The following is a 20,531-nucleotide window of genomic DNA, read 5'->3' as shown; positions in this document are numbered from 1 at the left end:
ACCCCAGAGGAGGCATATCATGAACTTCATTAAATACACACAACCTGATTTTGATGATTATTATGCATTGGTTTCCAATATGGAAGTAATGAAACAGATTACAGAACGTGCAATTCCGGAGCAAGAGGCAAGAACACAATTCGAATCCATGCTGGATTTTAATGAGCGTTCCACTTGTGGACATTACCGGGTATTTAGTGAAGATGGTGCCGGTGTGGCGTATGCCAAATTGATTCCGGATCAGGAGGACCCGACCAGGGCTGAGATAGGTTACATGATCCTACCTGAACATTGGGGTAAAGGCCAAGGCACATCCATAGCGTCACGGTTGATTATCCAGGCACAAGCCGCAGGGATTGGATCGCTCTATGCAGTTATCGATCCCTCTAACGCCGCTTCCCGCCAGATCTTAGCCAGACAGAACTTTGTATCCACCTGGACAGGCGATTATGATGGCCTTCCTGGTGAGATCTTGGAGTTAAATCTTCAAATGAAGCGATAAAGGAAGGGTTCTGAGGGTAATCAGATAATATAGGGCATCTTGCATGATGCGGATGGAGTTCATTATCATCATGGTGCATGAGTTCGTCATGTACTATTTCATGCAAGATGCTTATATAGAGATGTGGAGGAGATGACATATGAGCAATTCAACCATGGAACGTCTGAATGCATTACTGCCGGAGTGGCTGGAAACCAGTCGTCTGCACACCGGGCAGGGTAAAGTGGCTTCTTATATCCCGGAGCTTGTCAAAGCCTCTCAGGATGAGCTTGGTATACATATCATGGACGCCGAAGGGAACCATGTGTCGGCAGGGGATTGCGGTGTTCCATTTACGATGCAAAGTATCTCCAAAGTATTTACCCTTATTCTGGCCCTGATGGATCATGGAGAAGAAGCGGTCTTCTTTAATGTAGGAAAAGAACCCACAGGCGATGATTACGATTCGATGATCAAGCTTGAATTGGTTGAACCCGGCATCCCGTTCAATCCTCTGATCAATGCGGGTGCGATCACGGTCTCCTCCTTAATTGGAGGTGACTGCAAGGAAGAGAAATCACGCCGCATTCTGGAGTTTTTCCGCAAATTGGCGAACAATGATCAGCTGGGCTATAACGAAGAGGTATTCGAGTCCGAATCAGAGAGCGGTCACCTGAACCGTTCACTTGGTTATTTTCTGAAGCATAACGGTGTAATCAAGGATGACGTGGAAGATGTACTTGCCGTGTATTTCCGTCATTGCTCCATTGAAGTCACCTGTGCAGATTTGGCGCGAATGTCACTCGTTCTGGCTTACGATGGAACAGATCCGATTACGGGCAATGAACTTATTCCTCGCCGATATGTACAGATTGCCAAAACCTTCATGACGACCTGTGGGATGTACAATGCGTCAGGCGAATTTGCGATCGAGGTCGGTTTGCCCGCCAAGAGTGGTGTATCCGGAGGCATCTTGACCCTTGTACCAGGACAATTCGGTATTGGTCTTGTTGGCCCGGCTCTGAATCGCAAAGGGAACAGTATTGCTGGCGTGCATCTGCTCGAGCGTCTGTCCAAGGAATTTGACTGGAGCTTTTTCTAAAAAAATTTCTGAAAAAAGAAACCATACCCTCATATGTAGCCGATGAATCACGTATCTGATATTTTGCTTCTTTTGAACGAAGTGAATGGTCCGGATATGTCTCGTCGGCTGCTTTTGGTATTCACCAGGATGTCTAGGAAGTCAGTCCTGCATGGCAACGACCATGCTGCATCTATCATGGGACATCCACACATCGAGGTGGGTATATACGCCTTCAGTTACTAATTCAGTCATTGGCTAGGGCCACATCTGTAATGAGGTTCATCTGAATATCCCGGGACCCGTCTTCCATTAGTAGTCTGAGGGTACGGGCAGGACGGTCCAGTCGAAGCACTTGTCCGGTATAACGGATATCGTCATGTTCGTGAAACAACGTAATAGTGACCCTATCTCCAAGCATCATCGAGTTGCTGAGCAAACGGGACATTTCCTCCGCGGCCTGGGCATCCAGAGATGGGCGGGTGCGAGGAGCAAGTTGTTCCTGATGAAGAATGTAGGCTTCCCGGTGTTCGGGGAGCATCATGCGTGAGGACTCAAAGATCCCGTTTTGCTGCAATTTTTTACTCATTTATAATGACCTCCAATTTTATGAGAACGTTCCTGTGCCTGGGCGGACGAGCAGAGGGAGGATGCTCGCATAATGGCAGTATCTCCGTATCTGCGCTTAATGTCATCCGTGGCACGTTCCAGTTCTCTTTTGCGTTCACGGTCATCAAACCAGGACAGCTGCACTTCGGAATCAGGCACAAGTCCGGTCAATGACACGCTGATGCGGCGGATGGGTAATCCGTCCCAATGGCGCAGGAACAGAGCTGCTGCCGCATCGTATACTTCATCCGTAATGTTGGTGGGTTCATTCACCTTCATCTGGCGGGAGAAACCGGTTGGCCGATCGTAATCCTGTCCGCGACATCCAACAGACACCACATGACCCATGAGCGATTTGTCCCGGGAACGTCGACTGACGAGTTCCGCCAGTTCGAGCAGTACCACCTTGATATCTTCCCAGGAATCATAGTCCCGGGGCAGCGTCATCTGATGTCCGATACCCTGCTGCTGATGGGCATATGTCCCGGGTTTGACCGGGGAATCATCCATACCGCGGGCGATACGCCACAGTACCTCGCCATTCACACCCCAACGTTCTCTTAGCCGGGACAGAGGGGTCTGAGCCAGATCACCAATCGTATAGACTCCCATCTTGTAGAGATGCTGTGCCATGCGGGAACCAACCATGAACATGTCTCGCACAGGCTTCTCCCAGATGGTCGACGGCAGATCTTTGCGAGGCAACGTGCAGATGCCACCAGGGACTTTTTTGGCATATAGATCACAGGCCATCTTACTGACGACCTTGGTATCACTGATACCGATTCGAATGTACACCCCCGTCTCATCCATCACTCTGGATTGAATGCTGCGTGCAATCGTCTCGGGACTGCCGAAGAGATCCAGGCTTCCGGTGACATCGAGAAACTGTTCGTCAATACTATAGGGTTCCACCAGATCGGTGTAAGACTGAAGGATGCGCGTAATATGAAGGGATACCCGAATGTATTCGGCCATCCGGGGGCGAACGACAACAACATCCGGACATTTGGCGAGCGCTTCGCCCAGTCGTTCTGCTGTCGTGATTCCATAGGACTTGGCGAGTGGACAGGCCGCAAGAATAATACCCGAACGGCGCGCCGGATCTCCTGCGACAACGAGGGGGCGGTCCTTGTATTCGGGATGTGCAGACTTCTCCACACTGGCATAGAATGACTGGCAGTCGGCCAGCATGATGACACGTCTGTCTTGGCGGGGCATAAGACTTCTCTCCTTATCCGTGATGCTGTGCTCATCTATTAGCGTTGATTATGTTCATTTGAACATCGACATTTAACATTTTATTTACAGTATGGAACAAGTGTTCCTGTTTTATAAGCATATCCGACATTTCGAAATGCGGCAACCGGAATTATTTTGCAAATTGGACACAATTATTGGTTGGCTATATTAGAGGCAGAAATTAGGAAATAAGATGTGCTTTTTTACATTTAATGTGAGAGATCTGTGACCTCTGGGTGATGACCGGGAGTTCATTTAGCTTTTTGTAAAAGGTTTATAAATGGGCACAGTCCTAGAGAGGGGGACTGACGTCCTTTTTTGATTTTCTGCATTTTTCAGAAAACCTTGATGTGACGCGGAATATCGCTGATGCGTTATCGGACTATAGTATCAATTTTGTAATCTTTATGGTTAATACTGTAAAAAGGTCCGCAACTTTAAATTATGACTCGCGTTTAATGGGGTATGTGTTCAAACGGCAAACGTTGCCTGTACCCGCGTTGCACATAACAATAAAGGTTCCAGAATTGCAAGATCAGCAGGGCACCAAAACCATGCGATTCCAGCAGATATTAGTGTTCGGGAATCAGACGTATCCGAGAGGCGTCCCGGTGCTAGTTGATGGCTCTTTTTACGAATTATGGGCAGAATGTTCCATTTCATGTTTGCTTCCATCAGCCTAGTTACAAATGCAGAGTCTTAGCGCTATAGTGAGAACTACACCGCTGACATCTCTACCAAGCGGACATCCGAAGCGGAAAGATTCGTAAACTTCATGTTGGACCATTCGATGTTGAAGCAGGATGCATATTAGAGAGGTGAGCAATCTAAAGACATGAGCAGACAAAGACGAAGACGCTGGCTATTAACGGTGTTGACAGGAGCAGTGGTGGTGACCGGTGGAATATTTGCCGGATGGCACTATATGCAACCCAAGCTCGTTACGTACACAGCGGAGAACGGCACGGAGATGAAATTCAAGACCGATGGAGACCGGTTCATGGAATACGGGCCAGATGGAACGTGGAGGGAGATGTTCGTCAAAGGTGTCAACCTGGGCGCAACTTCACCGGGGCATTACCCGGGAGAATTCCCGCTGACCAAAGAGGATTACTTGCGGTGGTTCCAACAGATCGAGGATCTGGGAGCCAATGTAATCCGGGTATACACGGTTCACGAACCGATTTTTTACTCCGCATTGGTCGAATATAACCGCGGCCGGGAGCAACCGTTATATTTTATACAGGGCATATGGTCACCTGAAGAAGAGTTGATTGAGAAGCAGGATGCCTATGCGGCCCATATTGAGCAGACGTTCAAGCAGGAGATTGAAAAGGCCGTATCAGCTGTCTATGGCGATGCGGATATTCCTGCCAAGCAGGGAGAGTCCAGCGGCAAATACAAGACGAATGCAGGAAAATACCTGATGGCCTGGCATGTAGGTACGGAATGGGACCCGGCGATGGTAGACAACACGAATGCGAAACATGCGGACGTACCGCAGTACAAGGGAGTTCATTTCTCGGCGAGTCCAGAAGCATCACCGTTCGAGAACTGGCTCGCAGAGCTGCTGGATCATACGGCGGTCCTGGAGAAAAAGTATGGGTGGGAGCATCCGATGACCTTCACCAACTGGGTAACCACCGATGTACTGGATCATCCCGGCGAGCCGCTGTATGAAGAGGATCTCGTGAGCGTGGATGCCCGTCATATTCAGCCGGAGGCGTGGGATGGTGGATATTTTGCAGCCTACCATGTGTACCCGTATTACCCGGATCTGTTCCATATCGATAAAACACTCCAAACGATCAAGGATGAGAACGGTGAGTACAACACGTACAAAAGTTATCTGCGCAAGCTGAAAGCCGAGTTTTCCGATATGCCTGTAATGATTACAGAGTATGGCGTACCCTCTTCTCTTGGCATTTCCCATCTGGGTATGGGAGGTCGGAATCAGGGTGGACATAACGAAGTAGAGCAGGGAGATATTGATGCGTCATTGACGCAGGATATCTATGATGAAGGATACTCGGGAGCTATTGTATTCATGTGGCAGGATGAGTGGTTCAAAAAAACATGGAACACGATGCCACTGGAAATTCCGGCTGACCGCCGGGCATATTGGCTGAACGTGCTGACAAACGAGAAGATGTTTGGTCTGCTTGCCATGGACCCGGGTAAACAGGAACAGTTGACCGTCGACGGATCACTGGATGACTGGAATGATCTGAAGGATGAAGAGGTCACGACCTGGCAGGGCCAAGTGGACGGCATTCAGGAGATGAAGATGACCCATGATGAAGCTTATCTGTATATTGGGCTGACCTTGGATCAACCGTTTGACCCGGCTAAGACAGTGCTGCGAATTGGCACAGATACACTTACAGGAGGTAGTCAGCCTGACAAGTTACTCCCGGGTCGGACGCTCAGTGATGGTCTTGAGACGGTGATTACACTGGGGCAGGATGAAGAATCTCAAGTGGAGATTGCCAAGGATTATGATTTTAATCAGCGTCTGTACGGTAAAGAAGGATACGACATGCTGCCAGATCAGCAGACAGCCTCCGCAGATCCGTTCCACCCATGGAATCTGGCAGTCAGTCTGAGAATGACACCGCCGGATACCCGATCTGCTCAACCGTTCATGAATGAAAAGGTCGGAACATTGAAGCGAGGAACGACGGCTCCCGGCCAGCCTGATACGGATTCATTAACGGCATGGCAGTATAACGGCAATCAGGTGGAGATGCGAATTCCCTGGATGCTGCTCGGGTTCGGTGATCCGAGTTCGCTGCAAGCGATCGACTATGGACCGCTCCAGAATGGACGTGAGTTCTCCACAGTTGCTGTGGAAGGCGTTACCCTGATTCCATGGTTAACGGATCGCGCCACGAAGAAAGTATCTTGGCCTGGGGGGGAACAGACGACCCTGGACCTGAAGACTTTGCCAGTATATAGCTGGCAGCCTTGGGAGCAGGTGCAGTATAGTGAACGGCTGAAGCTAAGCTACGAAAAAATGAAGAAGAGCTACGAAAAAATTCCTAGTTTTCAGATCGAATAAATGAGTATAAAGGAGGACCTTTTCACATGTTTCCAAGTTTGGCTTTGGCCTATCTGTTTTTGTACATCTGTATCGCACTTGTAGTTGTAGGCGTCATCGTATTGTTTGCCATGAAAATGTCCCACAACGGCAAACGACACAAGACGGCGTTTTATGAATTGAAGCAGCGTGACTACTTCACCTATCTGCAAACGGCCTTGACCGAGAATAGTCCGCTCAGACTGCCACCAGGCAAGCTGGCTCCGCTGGAACGCAGAGTCATTCAGGATAGGCTGATTGAATGGATCGACCAGTTCAAGGGCGAATATCGTGACAAATTAATTACACTGTGCCGTGAAGCAGGATTCGTAGAGCATGATCTGAAGGAACTGGGCCGTCTGCGTTACGGTCGCCAGATTGATGCGGCTTATCGCTTGGGTGGCATGCGTTGTCCCGAAGCTGTTCCGGGCTTGATGGAATTGTTGAAGGATGAGAAGCCGGGCCCGATGGCGATTATGATTGGTCGTTCTATCTCCAGATGCACGACCAGACAAGGTGAACTGAAAGACATGCTGGCATTGCTGTTAACCAAAGGCAAGTCCATTCACCATCTGGCAGCAGATATTCTGCTCGAAACCAGTCTGGATACGAGCAGAATTCTAATCGAATTGCTGGAAGACCGGAATCCTGATTTTGTCAAAGTCGGACTGGTTGCCATGTGGGGACAGGCTGTACCTGAAGTGATGCCTGCACTCGATAGACTGGTAGGCGCAGAACATCAGGATGTACGTGCCGAAGCGGTGAAGCTGTATCTTAGCGCAAGTCCGGCGCTCCGGGATGAGACGATTCTGAAGCTGATCCAGGATCCGGACCCGGAAGTTCGCGCCGAAGTGGTACAAGCGCTTGGTTCGAAGCATGCATCTGGCAGCATTCCATTGCTGCGCAAAGCGCTACGGGATGATGACTGGAGAGTTCGCTATAACAGTGCGGAGAGTCTGAGCAAGCTCGGCGAACCGGGATTCGAAGCGCTGTGTCAGGCCGCGGTGCAAGGTACAGGTGCTGAACGCGAGATTGCGATGCAGCAGATTGAAAGTACCATGCAGCATACGAGAACTGATGACAGAGCTGTAGAGCAGATGATTGCACATAACAAAAAAAGACTGCTGTACGATCGCTATTTTGGCCCTGTACGCGAGAACAGAACCAGCAAGAAACGCACAGGTGTCGCGACGGTAGGAGGGGATTACACTGCTTAGGGATCTACTATTAATCTACGGCATGGTCGCAATCTACTATGTTGTTTTCGTAAATACGCTCTATTTTTCCATTCTGGCTTTATCGTTCCGTAACATCTGGACGATCTTCCGGCGGTCGCATTATTCCAAATACAATACATTGTCAGGCTCGGAACTGGTGCCTTCTGTATCTCTGCTGGTACCGGCGTACAACGAGGAACTGACGATTATTGAAAATGTGAACTGCCTGATGACGCTGAATTATCCAACGTATGAAGTCATTGTGGTGAATGATGGCTCCAGCGATGCCACGCTGAAGATCCTGTTGGAAGAATATCGCCTGAAGCCGGTACCTAATACGAAGATTCGGGGCAAGATTGCCTGTCAGAAAATTCGTGGGATCTACCATAATCCGGAGTTCCCGGATCTGTATGTCATTGACAAGGAAAACGGCGGGAAGGCCGATTCCCTCAATGCCGGGATCAACCTGTCCCACTATCCGTTGATCTCTTCCATCGATGCCGATTCGTTGCTGGAGAAGGATGCCCTGATCCGCATGGCACGCATGTATATGGAGAATCCGGAAGAGACCGTAGCCATCGGTGGAGATGTAAGGATCGCTAATGGCTGCAAAATCGAAAACGGGGCAGTGCAAGATGTATCGCTGCCACGCAAGATCTGGCCGATGTTCCAGTCCATTGAATATCTCAAAGCCTTCCTGGGCGGGCGGATTGGCTGGAGTCATATGAACGGTCTGATCATTGTCTCCGGTGCCTTTGGCATGTTCCGCAAGGACGCTGTTATCGCCGTGGGTGGATACCGGGATGGTTATCCTGGGGAAGACATGAACATCATCATCAAGCTTCACCGCTACATGCTGGAAAACAAATTGAAGTACCGCGTTGCCTTCTGTCCTGAGGCCGTATGCTGGACACAAGCACCGGATTCCTACCGAATCCTGTCCAGTCAGCGCAAGCGCTGGGGCCGCGGGAATCTGAAGAACATGATCGAGAATCGCGGCATGTTGTTCAATCCAAAATATAAGGTTATGGGTATGGTGACCATGCCATATAACGTTATTTTTGAAGCGCTGAACCCGTATTTCCGGATTACCGGACTTCTGGCTCTCGCCGGATATGTGCTTTTGGATATGACGCAGTGGCCGATTCTGGTTCTGTTCGGACTATTGAACTTCGTGAGTGGTTATCTGCTGAGTGTGGGCGCACTTGTCCTGGAGGAGATTGCTTTCAAACGTTATAACAAGCTCTCCGATCTGGTCAAAATGCTGGTCTACTCCGCGCTGAAATTCGTGGGTTACCATCAGCTGGGCGTACTGTGGAGATTGCAGGGACATGTGCAGTTCATGCAAAACAACAACTCATGGGGTACCATGACACGCCAAAGCTGGTCCGAGGATGAGAAGAAAACAAGCGAAGCTGCTTGAGTAAAGAATATTCAAAGCAATTATATGTCCAACTAGACATTTACACGGATAACAGAGAGGGCAGAAAAAGCCTGAAGAAGCGAAGCGTGCACCTAAAAGCTTTCTGAAAGAAAGCTGCTTCGAAAGGCTGTTCTGTCATCGGAGTGTCAGTGTAAATATCAATTAGTTGAACTTATATAGATAATCGAGGAGAAGGGTGGAAAAGAACATGCCAAATACGGCGACATTGCAGCGTGAGGCTGCCGTTAATGTGTACCGAAGTGTAGAACAGGGTTTGAAGGAAACGGGTGCCGAAACATGCGGCTTAATGTTCATCCATTGTGCGGGAAACTCTCAACCTGAGCAGCAGGTCAGGACACATCTGGAGCAAACGAGTGAGTCTGCCTTCCAGGTGTGGAAGGATGGGGCTACCCAGGCGATTGCCGTCCTGCTGCCGGGGTTGTCACTGGATGAGGTTCACTATGAAGGGCTTCGGATCAAGCATGAGCTGCAAGAGACCGTGCCCGGTGCCGATCCACAGATTACACTGGCCAGTTTCCCGGAAGGGGAGCGCCCTTCGAAGGCAACCATTCAGCATATGGCTGAATCCTCGAAGCTCGTAGATTCGTCGGAGATTCATATCTATACGCTGGACAATACAGCGGACGAGCCAGAACGCATTTTGATTGTGGACAACGATCCGACGGTACGCGAATTCCTGCAATTGCGGTTGAAGATGCAGGGCTACGAAACCTATGAAGCCGTCGATGGACTGGCTGCACTGGAGTTGATCGAGAAAGTCACACCGGACTTGGTGCTCACGGAGCTGAATCTGTATGGCATCGACGGTCTGCCGTTCATCCATCATATCCAGAATCTGGAGATGGAGCAGCCACCCAAAATTGTCGTGTTGACCGAGCAACGTGTCGAGCAGACGATCAGTCAATGCTTCCGCAGCGGAGTGGATGATTACATGACCAAACCGTTCTCACCTGTAGAGCTGGATGCCCGAATCAGACGCTGCCTGCATTAGAAGATAGAATAGAGCAACATTTAGAGCACAGACACTCATCTATTTATATGGATTTTAAGCACCATCAAAATACACTGCCCGGAGGGAATATCATGGAGAATCAACAATTCCACACATTACTGAATGCGATTGAAAATAAAGAAGCTGTACTCGGCGTCGTTGGGCTCGGTTACGTAGGACTTCCACTTGCCGTGGAAATGGTCAATCAAGGTTTCACGGTAATCGGAATTGATCTGGATGCGTCCAAAGTAGAAAGTATCTATCAAGGAGATTCCTATATTCACGATATTTCGTCCGATGAGTTGAAAAAAGTAATGCAAAGCGGTCGTTTCCAGCCAACGACGGATTACAGTATGCTGCGCGTGATCGACGCACTTAGTATCTGCGTACCGACACCGCTGAGTGAGAATCAGGACCCGGATACGTCTTACATCGAGACCGTTGTGGATCAGATCAAACTGCATATGAAACCAGGCATGCTGATTACCTTGGAGAGCACCACTTATCCGGGTACTACCGAAGAACTGATCCAGCAGAAGTTGGACAAGATCGGACATGAAGCGGGTAAAGACTATTTCCTCTGCTTCTCGCCTGAACGTGTGGACCCGTCGAACGGACGTTTCACAACATTTAATACGCCGAAAGTAATCGGGGGTACAACCGAAGCCTGCCTGAAACTTGGAACAGCGTTATATAGCAAATATGTAGAAACGGTAGTACCGGTATCTTCGCCGAAAGTGGCTGAGATGTCCAAACTGCTGGAGAACACATTCCGTAGTGTGAACATTGCCTTTGTGAATGAAATGGCGATGATGTGCGACCGCATGGGAATCGATATCTGGGAAGTGATTGACGCGGCGGCGACGAAACCATTTGGTTTCATGCCATTCTATCCAGGCCCAGGCATCGGTGGACACTGCATTCCGCTTGATCCGATGTACCTGTCATGGAAAGCCAAAGGCTTCCGTTTCTATAGCAAATTCATTGAGCTGGCGCAATCCACCAATGACAACATGCCATATTATGTATTGAACAAAACGTCAACGATTCTGAACGAATACGCTAAATCCGTACGTAAATCCAATATTCTGCTCCTCGGCATGTCGTACAAGCCTAATATTGCCGACCTGCGTGAATCACCAGGACTGGAAGTATATGAACTGTTCAAGGAAAGTGGAGCTAACGTTAGCTACTACGATCCACATGCGGATTCCTTCCAGGACAAGCACGGGGAGACCGTACACAGCGAAGCGTTCAATCTGGAGCAATTCAAGAAGTACGATTGCATCGTGCTGATCACCAACCACAGCGATTTGCCTTACTTTGATATTGCCGAGATGGGTGTTCCGATTCTGGATACACGTAATGCGTTCCGTTCGTACACACATCCGCACATTTACAAGATTGGTCACTCGGTACAGCATCCTGTGCTTGAGCCAAGTGAAGCGTTGCTCGTCTGAGGAAATATATGAGGCAACGGGGCAAGCTGGTGGGTATGGCAAAATGGGCTATTCTGGCTGTGGTGCTGTGCCTGCTGCTTCTGTCCTGGATGTTCAAATGGTTCTCGGCGGAGGAGCATAAAGCGACCTGGCTGTGGGACGCGTCCATTATTGCGGAGCAGACGCCTGAGATTATTGCCTTTTCCAAAGAACAGGGCGTGGATACCATCTTCCTGCAAATTCAGGATGAGGTGCCTGACGCAACATATCGCAAATTCATCGCAGCTGCAGGGCAGGCTGAGATTGAAGTGCATGGACTTAACGGTCATGCAGACTGGGCCTATGAGGAGAAGCGGGATGAAGGGCTTGCTTTTATCGAGCGAGTACGAGCATACAATGCAGCTTCGGCGAAGAATGAACGCTTCCAAGGCATTCAACTGGATGTGGAGCCGTATCAGCTGAAGCGCTGGGAGAACGAGGAGAGCAGCGTCATTGCAGAGTGGCAGAACAACATGAAGGCCTGGACGAAAGCCGGCGAGGATGCCGGACTGTACATGAGCGCTGCCATTCCGTTCTGGCTTGATGCCCGTCAGTCGGCTGAAGGTGATGGAACATTCAGTCGCTGGGTGATCTCCAACTTCGATGCCGTAGCCATTATGGCTTACCGGGATAGTGGGCAGCAAATGTATGATCTGTCCAAGGAAGAACTGGACGAAGCGGATGATCTCGGCAAGAAAGTCTGGATCGGAGCGGAACTCGCGGATACACACGAGGGGGATCACCTGACCTTTTTCCGTAAACCGGTTAGCAATATGAATGAAGAAATGGCGAAGGTGTTCGATCTCGGTTCCTCTCATTCTTCTTTTGCAGGTGTGGCTGTGCATCATTATGAAGCATGGTATGCCAAGGAGAACGGTATTCCACTTGCGCGCAAGGATGAGGAGAAGGAATAGCGTTACGTCAACTTTAACAGGTTAGTCTGAAGTGGGTGAAGAACCTTCATCAGACTAACCTGTTTTTTTTGTTTTTCGACGGCGTAATCTGACAGTAAACGACATGATGGTAGTATTATACTAATGAAAGTAATCCTAAAGAATCAGTACTAATGAATTATAAAAAGAAGGAGGAGGCTTGAATACACCCTTATAACTTATAAAGCTATTATCTATATATAATTAAAAGATCGGAGTAAATTATTTGACTATACAAAATAGAAATACCTATTTAAAAGCAAAAGTTGAATCTTTAGTCCATTTGCGTCGGCAAGCAATCGACTATATTGAGCCATTAATTAAAGAAATCACAAACGATCAATTCCCACCAGAGTCAGTTATGAGCGATGCGATTGAAGTATTATCAGTTTTGTCTGTTGAGCAGAAAGAACTACTAGAGTATCTATCAATGAACCATGAACAACAATTTGTTAATGTTAATGATGTTAGAGTGTTAATAGAAGAAATTGAACAAAATGAAAGAATCAAAGGAGCAATTGAACAAATTAAAATTAGCATTCTTCAATTCATTAAGTTAGAGTGTATCGACCAAGATATTATTGAAGAAATTAAACAACAACAAGCTGCAGCGAAAGAACTACTCGATAACTATTCTTCAAGTGAAAAATTAACTGAATTGGGTGAAAAGTATGATTTAGCAATGAAGATAGCTCTTCGTACAATTACCCCCGAAGCTAATGATTATAGTCGTATAACCAAGGAAATAGGATTCGCTACAAGTTATGCTCTAAAAAAGGGTTTATTCAAGATTCACGAGATTGAAATAATGGAAGTGCAGACTATAAATCCTTCTATGACTGAAATTTCTGAACTAAGTCCACAAAAAAATGATATAACATCGGATCAGCTTGTAAATCCTAAGATTAGTTACAAAGTTGTAGGAAAGAAACTACAGAAATTCTCAGTAAGTAAATTTGAACAAGATCTAAAAAGAATCTCTTCAAGTCGTGGGCCGACGGAGCTAATGTTAACTTACATCTACAATTACGGTATACTCAGCGAAAATGAATTATTCTTATTTAACTCGGATACTTCGGTTTCAGATAATGATAACAAATTAGATTACTATCGTAGAGCACTACGTGGTTTATGTCAGAAAGGATATCTTACATCGTGGGAGATTAGTAATGATGAACAAGTTACTATTTTCTACACCCTGAGTTCTGTCGGAGCAGAAGCTTTTCAAAAGGAGACTAGTCGTAAGCAATTATTACAAAATTCCAAACTTAAAGCTTCTTATAGAAATCCAGGAGATGACTACTTAGATTTGGAACAGTATGAAGAAATTTATATGGTGGCTTGTCAGTTGAGTTTAATTAATCGAGCACAATTTTTACTAGAGAAATCATTAAAGTCGAGATTCATTTTAGAAAATTGGAAGACTCTTGTTCCATTACCTCATAGAGATCTTGAATACCGTAAATTAGGGATTCGTTTGGTTATAATAGCTCCAATGATGAAAGATGATACTTATGATCTGAAATTAATTAAGCAGATTATAGATATGAAGAAAGATTGTGTCCCAATTATTTGGACAACATCAACACATGAAGGTCTTTATCTTAGCGAAGAATTGTCAGTAGACGATCACATTGTTTATTTCTTGACTGATGAAAATGACAAAATATTATTAGGTGATTACAAAGGTGACGACAAATTCCATGTGGTCTTTGAGCAAGATAAGAACTTGGTTGAGGATGGAAGAAAGCTTAATGAAGAAACTAACTCACATGATTTAGAAGTAGTTAATGTTCCCAAAATTAGTCCTACCGAACACGATCATTTATCTATGTCCTACGAAAAGTTGCAAGAAAAGACAATTGAAGTAGTGCAATATATGTCAGGAGAAGAAAGTAGTCTCGGAACTGAAAATTATGTTCAACGTGAAGGCGAAGATTCATTACCTGAGTTTACTCCATATGTTGAAAAAGATGATCTGTATGGAGTTGTTGAAAAATCACTAATGATGCTTTCAGACAATAAGTTGGCTGAAGCTATGATATTGCTTCATTCTATTGCTGAATATTCAGTTGAAGACAAAGTATTAAGAGACAAGCTGTCATTTGTTTTAGAGGACCCTATATGTAAGTATGATGACTTGTTTACACTAGTAGATACACCACTTAATCTTTCCGTTAAGAACCAAGAGGTCCTAAATGACTATTTAAATGTTGCGATGTGGTTACGTATTTTCTTTAATCCTGAAAATCCCAATGATCATCGTTTAAAATCACGTTGGGGTCAAATTAACAGTGACAACTCTAGCCTAGTCTTACAGAGCTGTCCTTCTTTAAAAAAACTAATTAGTCACTTCTGGTTATTCCTTGAACGTCACAACGTAGGGTTTGTATTTTGTACATCTGGTACTGTACGTGATCAGATGAACATAACTAAAACACTTGAACAAATTAACATTCAGCTTACAGAAGCAATTAATGTATTTAACACGAGAAATATTAAAGCTAAAATAGGGCATAAAAAAGCACATCAGATGGTATTGGAGCTATATGGAAATAATGGTGTTTTAACCAATGTGGTAAAAAAAGCTTATACAATTAATATGAATGAATTAAAAGAATTTTGTGAACAATTCATATCGGCAGATATGCTTTCCATTAATCACCATACAAGTGGTTTTACGCCGGAAGACAAGAAGCTAGAAGTTTTCATTGATAACTATTGGAATGGTATGAACTTTAAAGCTAACTTCGATAAAAATGTTAGCCTGCTTGGAAGAGAGCGAGAGCATCAGCGTAGTTGGCTAAGAGACGCGGTAACACCAGTACTGAAGTGTTATATCTACCGACTTGAAGCAGAGAAAAGAAGTAACATGGATGTAGTTAGTCCAGAAGCTCTTAATAAATATCGTAAAAGAGCCAATGAGATTATGATGGATATTTTAAATGAACTTTCACAAAATATTATTGATACTCAGGAAAAACCAGGACACACTTGTTTGACAACTGTAATTAAACAAATTCATAAAGAATTAAATGAAGATACTCCAGAAGAAAATTACTTTTATGAAAATTTACTTCTTACTGGTGAAATTGAACTTGATGACGAATATATTCCAGTATTGGATAATTGGATGCACGAATTGCCTAATGTGAAAGATTTCCGTTTGTGGGAGAGGGCCATTAAACATTGTGAATATCAAGAGCAAAATTGGCAAAAGGCTGCTATGGAGGCTCTTTTTGATTATGATTTAGGAAGATATGATTTGATTTTCAATAGATTCCATAAAGAAATATCAATAGATGAGTTAGTAATTGTAGATATTAGAAAAAAATTCTCAACTCAAATTACACGTTATAAAGAAGAGTTTATGACTAGCGTTGAAATAGCACAAAATTATGGACAAATTTCAAGTAAGGGAATTATGGATAACTATTTTAGGCTTGCTGTTGTTGCTGAACAACATGCAATAAAGTTGAATAATTCTGGTTTTTACAACAGATTACTTGAAGCTTGTAGAAAGCAAATACTTCAAGATTCCAAAGAACGTTTAGAAGCAACGCAGGTTAGATTAAAAGAACTTAAAAACAATATTCTCAATGTAACGCTAAGAGAACAAGATGAGGATTTAGATAATGAAAAGGTGCTCGAACAGTGGCCTATTTTAGAAAAAATAGATCTTATGTTAGAAAAACGTAACATGACTGTGGCAGAGGATTATATTCAATTGGCCAACAATGGAAATGGACAACAAGATATTCCTTCTATTCAACAAAATGATTTTGATCCTTTCGGATTGTTCTTTCAGCGTTACCAAGCATTATTTACTGCGTGTAATTCTAATAAGAGCAGTGATTTAAATCGAATTTACGAGAGAGAAGTAAAATCCAGTATTTTCGCGAACCAGCGTAATCGGAATACAACCAATGCGGATGAGTTTATTCGACTTTGGTCTAAAATTGCTAGTGCTGGAAGTTTAGAATCTATTATGAAGCATCTCTCATTCCATGAGATAGATAAATTGGAAAATGGTAAAGAAAATGAATTTTTCATTTATCCTAAAACTATTGATGGAACATTAGGCCAATATAGTCACCCCTTTACTGCTTTTGGAACCCAAACGTCACAGAAAGGTATTCGTATTATTCATATGGCAGGTACAAGATCTGCTGATAATATACTAGATGAGTTGATTCAATATGGTGCAAGCGGTGCAGCTTCAACAATAGTTTTCTTAGACTATGCGTTACCTTTAGTGGAGAGACGAGTTCTTGCCAAATCAGTGAAACTTAGAGGGATCCCTGAAATTATTATTGTTATAGATCGTGTTATGGCGCTCTTTCTTGCTGGATATAATCAAGTGGAGCGTGGAAATGTTATGTTGCAGGTCTCACTTCCTTTTAGTAACATACAACCATACATTCCAAATGGAATAATTCCACCAGAAATGTTTATTGGAAGAACAGATGAACTCAATAGGATAAGGAATTTAAATGGACCTGTGCTTGTGTATGGTGGAAGACAACTTGGAAAAACGGCTTTACTTCGTCAAGCTAAGAATCTAGACCATCATCCAGAAAAAGGAAGTTATGCTGTTTTTATAGACTTGAAACAAGATAATTGTCATACTGCCCCTAAAAAGATAAGTGAAGAACTTGTCTATGCTCGGGTTTTAGATCAAGAGTGTTCTACTTGGGAAGAATTGAAAGTAGCACTGAAGAAAAGGTTGATTAATAAAGAAAGGCCTGTCAATAAATTGTTGTTGCTCTTAGATGAAGCAGATCGTTTTCTTTCGAGTTGTGAGCAAGATGAAAATCGGCCTCTTGAGATACTTAAGGAAATTAAAGATTCTTTCAACGAGCAATTCAAATTTATCTTAGCTGGGCTAAGAGATGTTGTTCGATTTAACAAACGGCGATTGAGTGGAAATAGTGTATTGGCCCATATGGGACATATCACAATCCGTCCTTTAGCTTATGCTGATGCTTGTGATCTTTTACAAAAACCACTACACTATTTAGGTTTTCGTATAGATGAACGAGATGATCACATGTTAAGTTTGATTTTGGCCAAGACTAACTATTACCCAGGCCTTATTCATTTCTACTGTCAAAAGCTTATTGAGGCAACTATAGATAGTTATAAAAATGGAAGCTATACAATAAATAGTTCTCCTCCATATTTGTTGGATGAGAAGCATTTAAGAACTCTTTTATCACAATCTGAATTTTTAGAGATGATTGAAGATAGATTCCGGATTACTTTACAGTTAGATAAAGATGATCTCTATGATATCTTGGCTAATGCAATGGCCTATCATTATTATTCAAGGGGTGTGAACAAGGGAGCAACAGTAAAAGAAATAATGGAAATATGTAAATATTTCGAAATAAAGAAAATATGCAAAATGTCTGAGGATAATTTGAAGGCTCTTTTGGAAGAAATGGATGAGCTGAATATTTTTAGACAAGAACAAGGTTTACATGGGAAATATATTTTTAATAGGTATAGCTTCTTTCAAATGCTGGGTAGTTCAGAAAATGTATTTGACCAATTACTGAAATATAGCGAGCAAGGAGCATAGTTATGCTAAGTAGTGAAATGCTCTGGTGGAATCAAGTTTCTGGGCCATCTCGTTATCTTCACGATACAGTTGAAGCTGTTTCGGATGGTGGAGTTACAATCTTAAAAGAGACAGCTTATATGGAGCAGTTTTTTACTCAATTGAAAGATAAGCTATTGCACAAGAATAGTAGTTTACAAATAGATATTTGTGATGCGGTAGATTACAAAATTTCAGAAACTCTTGTGGATACTTTAATAGAGAAATACGCAGCAGATTATGATCATCATCCAATGTATGGTTCTTTAACAAAAGCCATTGCTAGTAAAAACTTGTTGAATGAGAAAATTATAATTATTAGGAATATTGAAGAAGACCAGCGATGGATTGAAATCGGGACAGAATTTGCCAAATATTGTTCTTCTAATAGTGGAGCTATTCTGCTGACTTATGGTGACAAAAAGAGCTTAATGAAAAGTAATAAACAAATCTCTGTACTTGATTTTAAGGATTATATTACTATTTATGATATGCAACTATTTGCTTCTTACTGTCTAGCTGAACAAACAGAGTTGTCTGTTATGATGAAGAATTACATTACGCAGATTGTATCACGCTTATCTGTGGATAACCCTATGATATGTAAAAAGTTAGCTTTAGGACAGGTTGGAGAAGATGCAATAGGATTATTAAATAATATTGCGAAATATGATCCTGAGATTAGAACAATGCTAAATAGCATAAAGAATGTTGAATATATTCTATGGGAAGCTCAGATCCAAACCGTATTTCCTATAATTGAGCAGGAAAGGCGAAGGATAATAGAGTCTTATTATAATGAATTAGTTACAATACTACCTGTTACAGATGAATTTGGGAAAAGAATTGAGCGTCCTGAAGATATGGAGTTAAGACATATTCGTTTTTATTTTTTAAAAATTAAAGAAGGACTAAGTAAAAAGGATAGTGATATTTTTCAGTTAATATATGCTTCAAGAAATGATCTTGCTCATCTTAAAATACTAAATGGCCAAGAATTACAGATGATTTTTAGCTTAAAAAGCTATACTGTAATGCAATAAAGTTGTGCTCAAAACTAATGAAATTGCACCCCTAGAATTCATCAAATAGACTTCAAGTTTATTTGATGAATTCTAGGGGTGTGTTTTTTATTTAATCTTATATGAGTCATTTTCCGCTGTACGATAGCGATTAGGCGGCAGACCGACTTGCTTTTTGAACGCTTTGGAGAAGGAGAACAAATCCGGGTAACCTACGGAATGAGCCACTTCGGTTAAGCTTAGCGGCGTCTGCACAAGTAGGCGTTTGGCTTGCGTCATTTTCAATTGCTGGATATATTGCACAGGAGACAGACCATAGGCTTTGCGAAACTGCTTGGCAAAGTGGGTTCGATCCACACCCGCATGAGCGGATACACCTTCCACAGAGATGCCGCCTGCAAAATGAATGTCCATGTATTCCTTGCCTTTCTGAAGCCAAGGCGTGGCTGAATCCGGTTGCAATCCTTTGGTTGCGGGAGAACGGGCAATCCGGTCAAAGAGGCTTAGAAACCGGGTGAGTCGTCCCAGATCGCTCGCTCCGTCCTGCGGTTTGCGAACATCCTCCATGAACGAGCGCATGGCGCTTGCAGTCTCCGGCGTCAGTACACCTGAACGATACGGTGAGTCGGGTGTAAGTCCAATTCGGGAAAGCAGTTCCGCCGCATGTGCACCGTCAAAGGCAATAAATATTTTCTGCAACGTGTCTTCCGGGTCCGTCCAGTACTCATGAGTTACATGTGGAAACAGACAGAACGCATCCCTTGCTCGAAGGGCATGACGCTGTCCGTTCTGTATGAATGTACCTTCCCCCTCCAGCACAAACAGCAAATAATGATAAGGTGTGGTACGAGGACCAATATGATAGTTGGTCTTGGCTATATTGCGGCCAATGCGAATCGGCCAGGCGCCACCAGCTTTCTCGAATTCAGATGGAGTGAAGAAAATAATATCCAAAAACTCATGGTGGTCCTCCTTCATGCTCTCGGTCATCAGGAACACCTCTTTATTATATAAGTATCGTTTGTAGATTCTAAAAGTTTCGCTTATAACCTATTATACAGGTGGGTTTTATACATATTCAAGATCAGGAAGACCTAAATCTGAGAAAAAACCACAAAATGACAAAATGAAATTGCCGCGAAATGACATTGATCACAGACAAATCAATTGATATGATGTCCATACCTATTAAACCAAGTTAAATAATCGGCATTTGATTCTGAATATGCCTAATAAATCAATTTAAAGAATGACACGACAACGGAGGGGACAGAAAGGACCTGAAGAAGCGAAGCGGGCGCCTTTGTCACCGGATTTCCCCATGAAAGGGGAATGAGAAGAAATCTGGGGACA

At 44.0% G+C, this 20,531-nt stretch carries 13 protein-coding genes; 10 read left to right on the top strand and 3 right to left on the bottom strand.

Going from position 1 to position 20,531, the window contains the following annotated elements:
* Positions 1 to 19 precede the first annotated feature (19 nt).
* A complete protein-coding gene (locus NYE45_RS19790) occupies positions 20 to 502 on the top strand; it encodes a GNAT family N-acetyltransferase (RefSeq protein ID WP_340013711.1) in 483 nt (160 codons plus the stop codon).
* A 139-nt stretch (positions 503 to 641) separates the two neighbouring features.
* Entirely contained in the window at positions 642 to 1,583 is a 942-nt protein-coding gene (gene glsA, locus NYE45_RS19785) for a glutaminase A (protein WP_339166458.1), read from the top strand.
* Between the two features lie 226 nt (positions 1,584 to 1,809).
* Here the strand turns inward: glsA and NYE45_RS19780 are convergent, their stop codons facing one another.
* Together NYE45_RS19780 and NYE45_RS19775 are read right to left on the bottom strand one after the other, a co-directional pair.
* Positions 1,810 to 2,151 carry a YolD-like family protein gene (locus NYE45_RS19780; RefSeq protein ID WP_062835342.1) on the bottom strand — a complete coding sequence of 114 codons (342 nt, stop codon included), beginning with the start codon at positions 2,149 to 2,151 and terminating at the stop codon, positions 1,810 to 1,812.
* Entirely contained in the window at positions 2,148 to 3,392 is a 1,245-nt protein-coding gene (locus NYE45_RS19775) for a DNA polymerase IV (RefSeq protein ID WP_340013710.1), read from the bottom strand. The genes NYE45_RS19780 and NYE45_RS19775 overlap by 4 nt, the downstream gene beginning before the upstream one ends.
* Before the next feature lie 856 nt (positions 3,393 to 4,248).
* On the opposite strand from NYE45_RS19775, the gene NYE45_RS19770 reads away from it, so the two are divergent.
* From NYE45_RS19770 to NYE45_RS19735, 8 genes are all read left to right on the top strand, one after another.
* Positions 4,249 to 6,474, top strand: coding sequence for a hypothetical protein (locus NYE45_RS19770; RefSeq protein ID WP_340013709.1), 2,226 nt, complete (start codon positions 4,249 to 4,251; stop codon positions 6,472 to 6,474).
* A gap of 26 nt (positions 6,475 to 6,500) precedes the next feature.
* Complete coding sequence (locus NYE45_RS19765) at positions 6,501 to 7,709, top strand: HEAT repeat domain-containing protein (RefSeq protein WP_340013708.1); 1,209 nt, start codon at positions 6,501 to 6,503, stop codon at positions 7,707 to 7,709.
* 22 nt (positions 7,710 to 7,731) lie between these two features.
* Positions 7,732 to 9,132, top strand: a complete 1,401-nt coding sequence (locus tag NYE45_RS19760) for a glycosyltransferase (RefSeq protein WP_211175826.1) — start codon at positions 7,732 to 7,734, stop codon at positions 9,130 to 9,132.
* A gap of 208 nt (positions 9,133 to 9,340) precedes the next feature.
* Positions 9,341 to 10,144: a response regulator gene (locus NYE45_RS19755; protein ID WP_036674925.1), complete on the top strand. Its 804-nt coding sequence runs from the start codon at positions 9,341 to 9,343 to the stop codon at positions 10,142 to 10,144.
* 92 nt (positions 10,145 to 10,236) lie between these two features.
* Positions 10,237 to 11,604, top strand: a complete 1,368-nt coding sequence (locus NYE45_RS19750) for a nucleotide sugar dehydrogenase (protein ID WP_340013707.1) — start codon at positions 10,237 to 10,239, stop codon at positions 11,602 to 11,604.
* 35 nt (positions 11,605 to 11,639) lie between these two features.
* Positions 11,640 to 12,536 carry a hypothetical protein gene (locus NYE45_RS19745; protein ID WP_340017405.1) on the top strand — a complete coding sequence of 299 codons (897 nt, stop codon included), beginning with the start codon at positions 11,640 to 11,642 and terminating at the stop codon, positions 12,534 to 12,536.
* Between the two features lie 244 nt (positions 12,537 to 12,780).
* Entirely contained in the window at positions 12,781 to 18,138 is a 5,358-nt protein-coding gene (locus NYE45_RS19740; protein ID WP_340013706.1) for an ATP-binding protein, read from the top strand.
* 2 nt (positions 18,139 to 18,140) lie between these two features.
* Positions 18,141 to 19,199, top strand: a complete 1,059-nt coding sequence (locus NYE45_RS19735; protein ID WP_340013705.1) for a hypothetical protein — start codon at positions 18,141 to 18,143, stop codon at positions 19,197 to 19,199.
* 87 nt (positions 19,200 to 19,286) lie between these two features.
* Here the strand turns inward: NYE45_RS19735 and NYE45_RS19730 are convergent, their stop codons facing one another.
* The gene (locus tag NYE45_RS19730) at positions 19,287 to 20,168 is read right to left on the bottom strand and encodes an AraC family transcriptional regulator (protein ID WP_340013704.1); all 882 of its coding nucleotides are present in this window, start codon (positions 20,166 to 20,168) and stop codon (positions 19,287 to 19,289) included.
* Positions 20,169 to 20,531: the final 363 nt, after the last annotated feature.

This window comes from Paenibacillus sp. FSL K6-1318, from assembly GCF_037976905.1.
GTDB lineage: Bacteria > Bacillota > Bacilli > Paenibacillales > Paenibacillaceae > Paenibacillus > Paenibacillus amylolyticus_A.
This window is presented reverse-complemented; position numbering and strand designations above follow the sequence as displayed.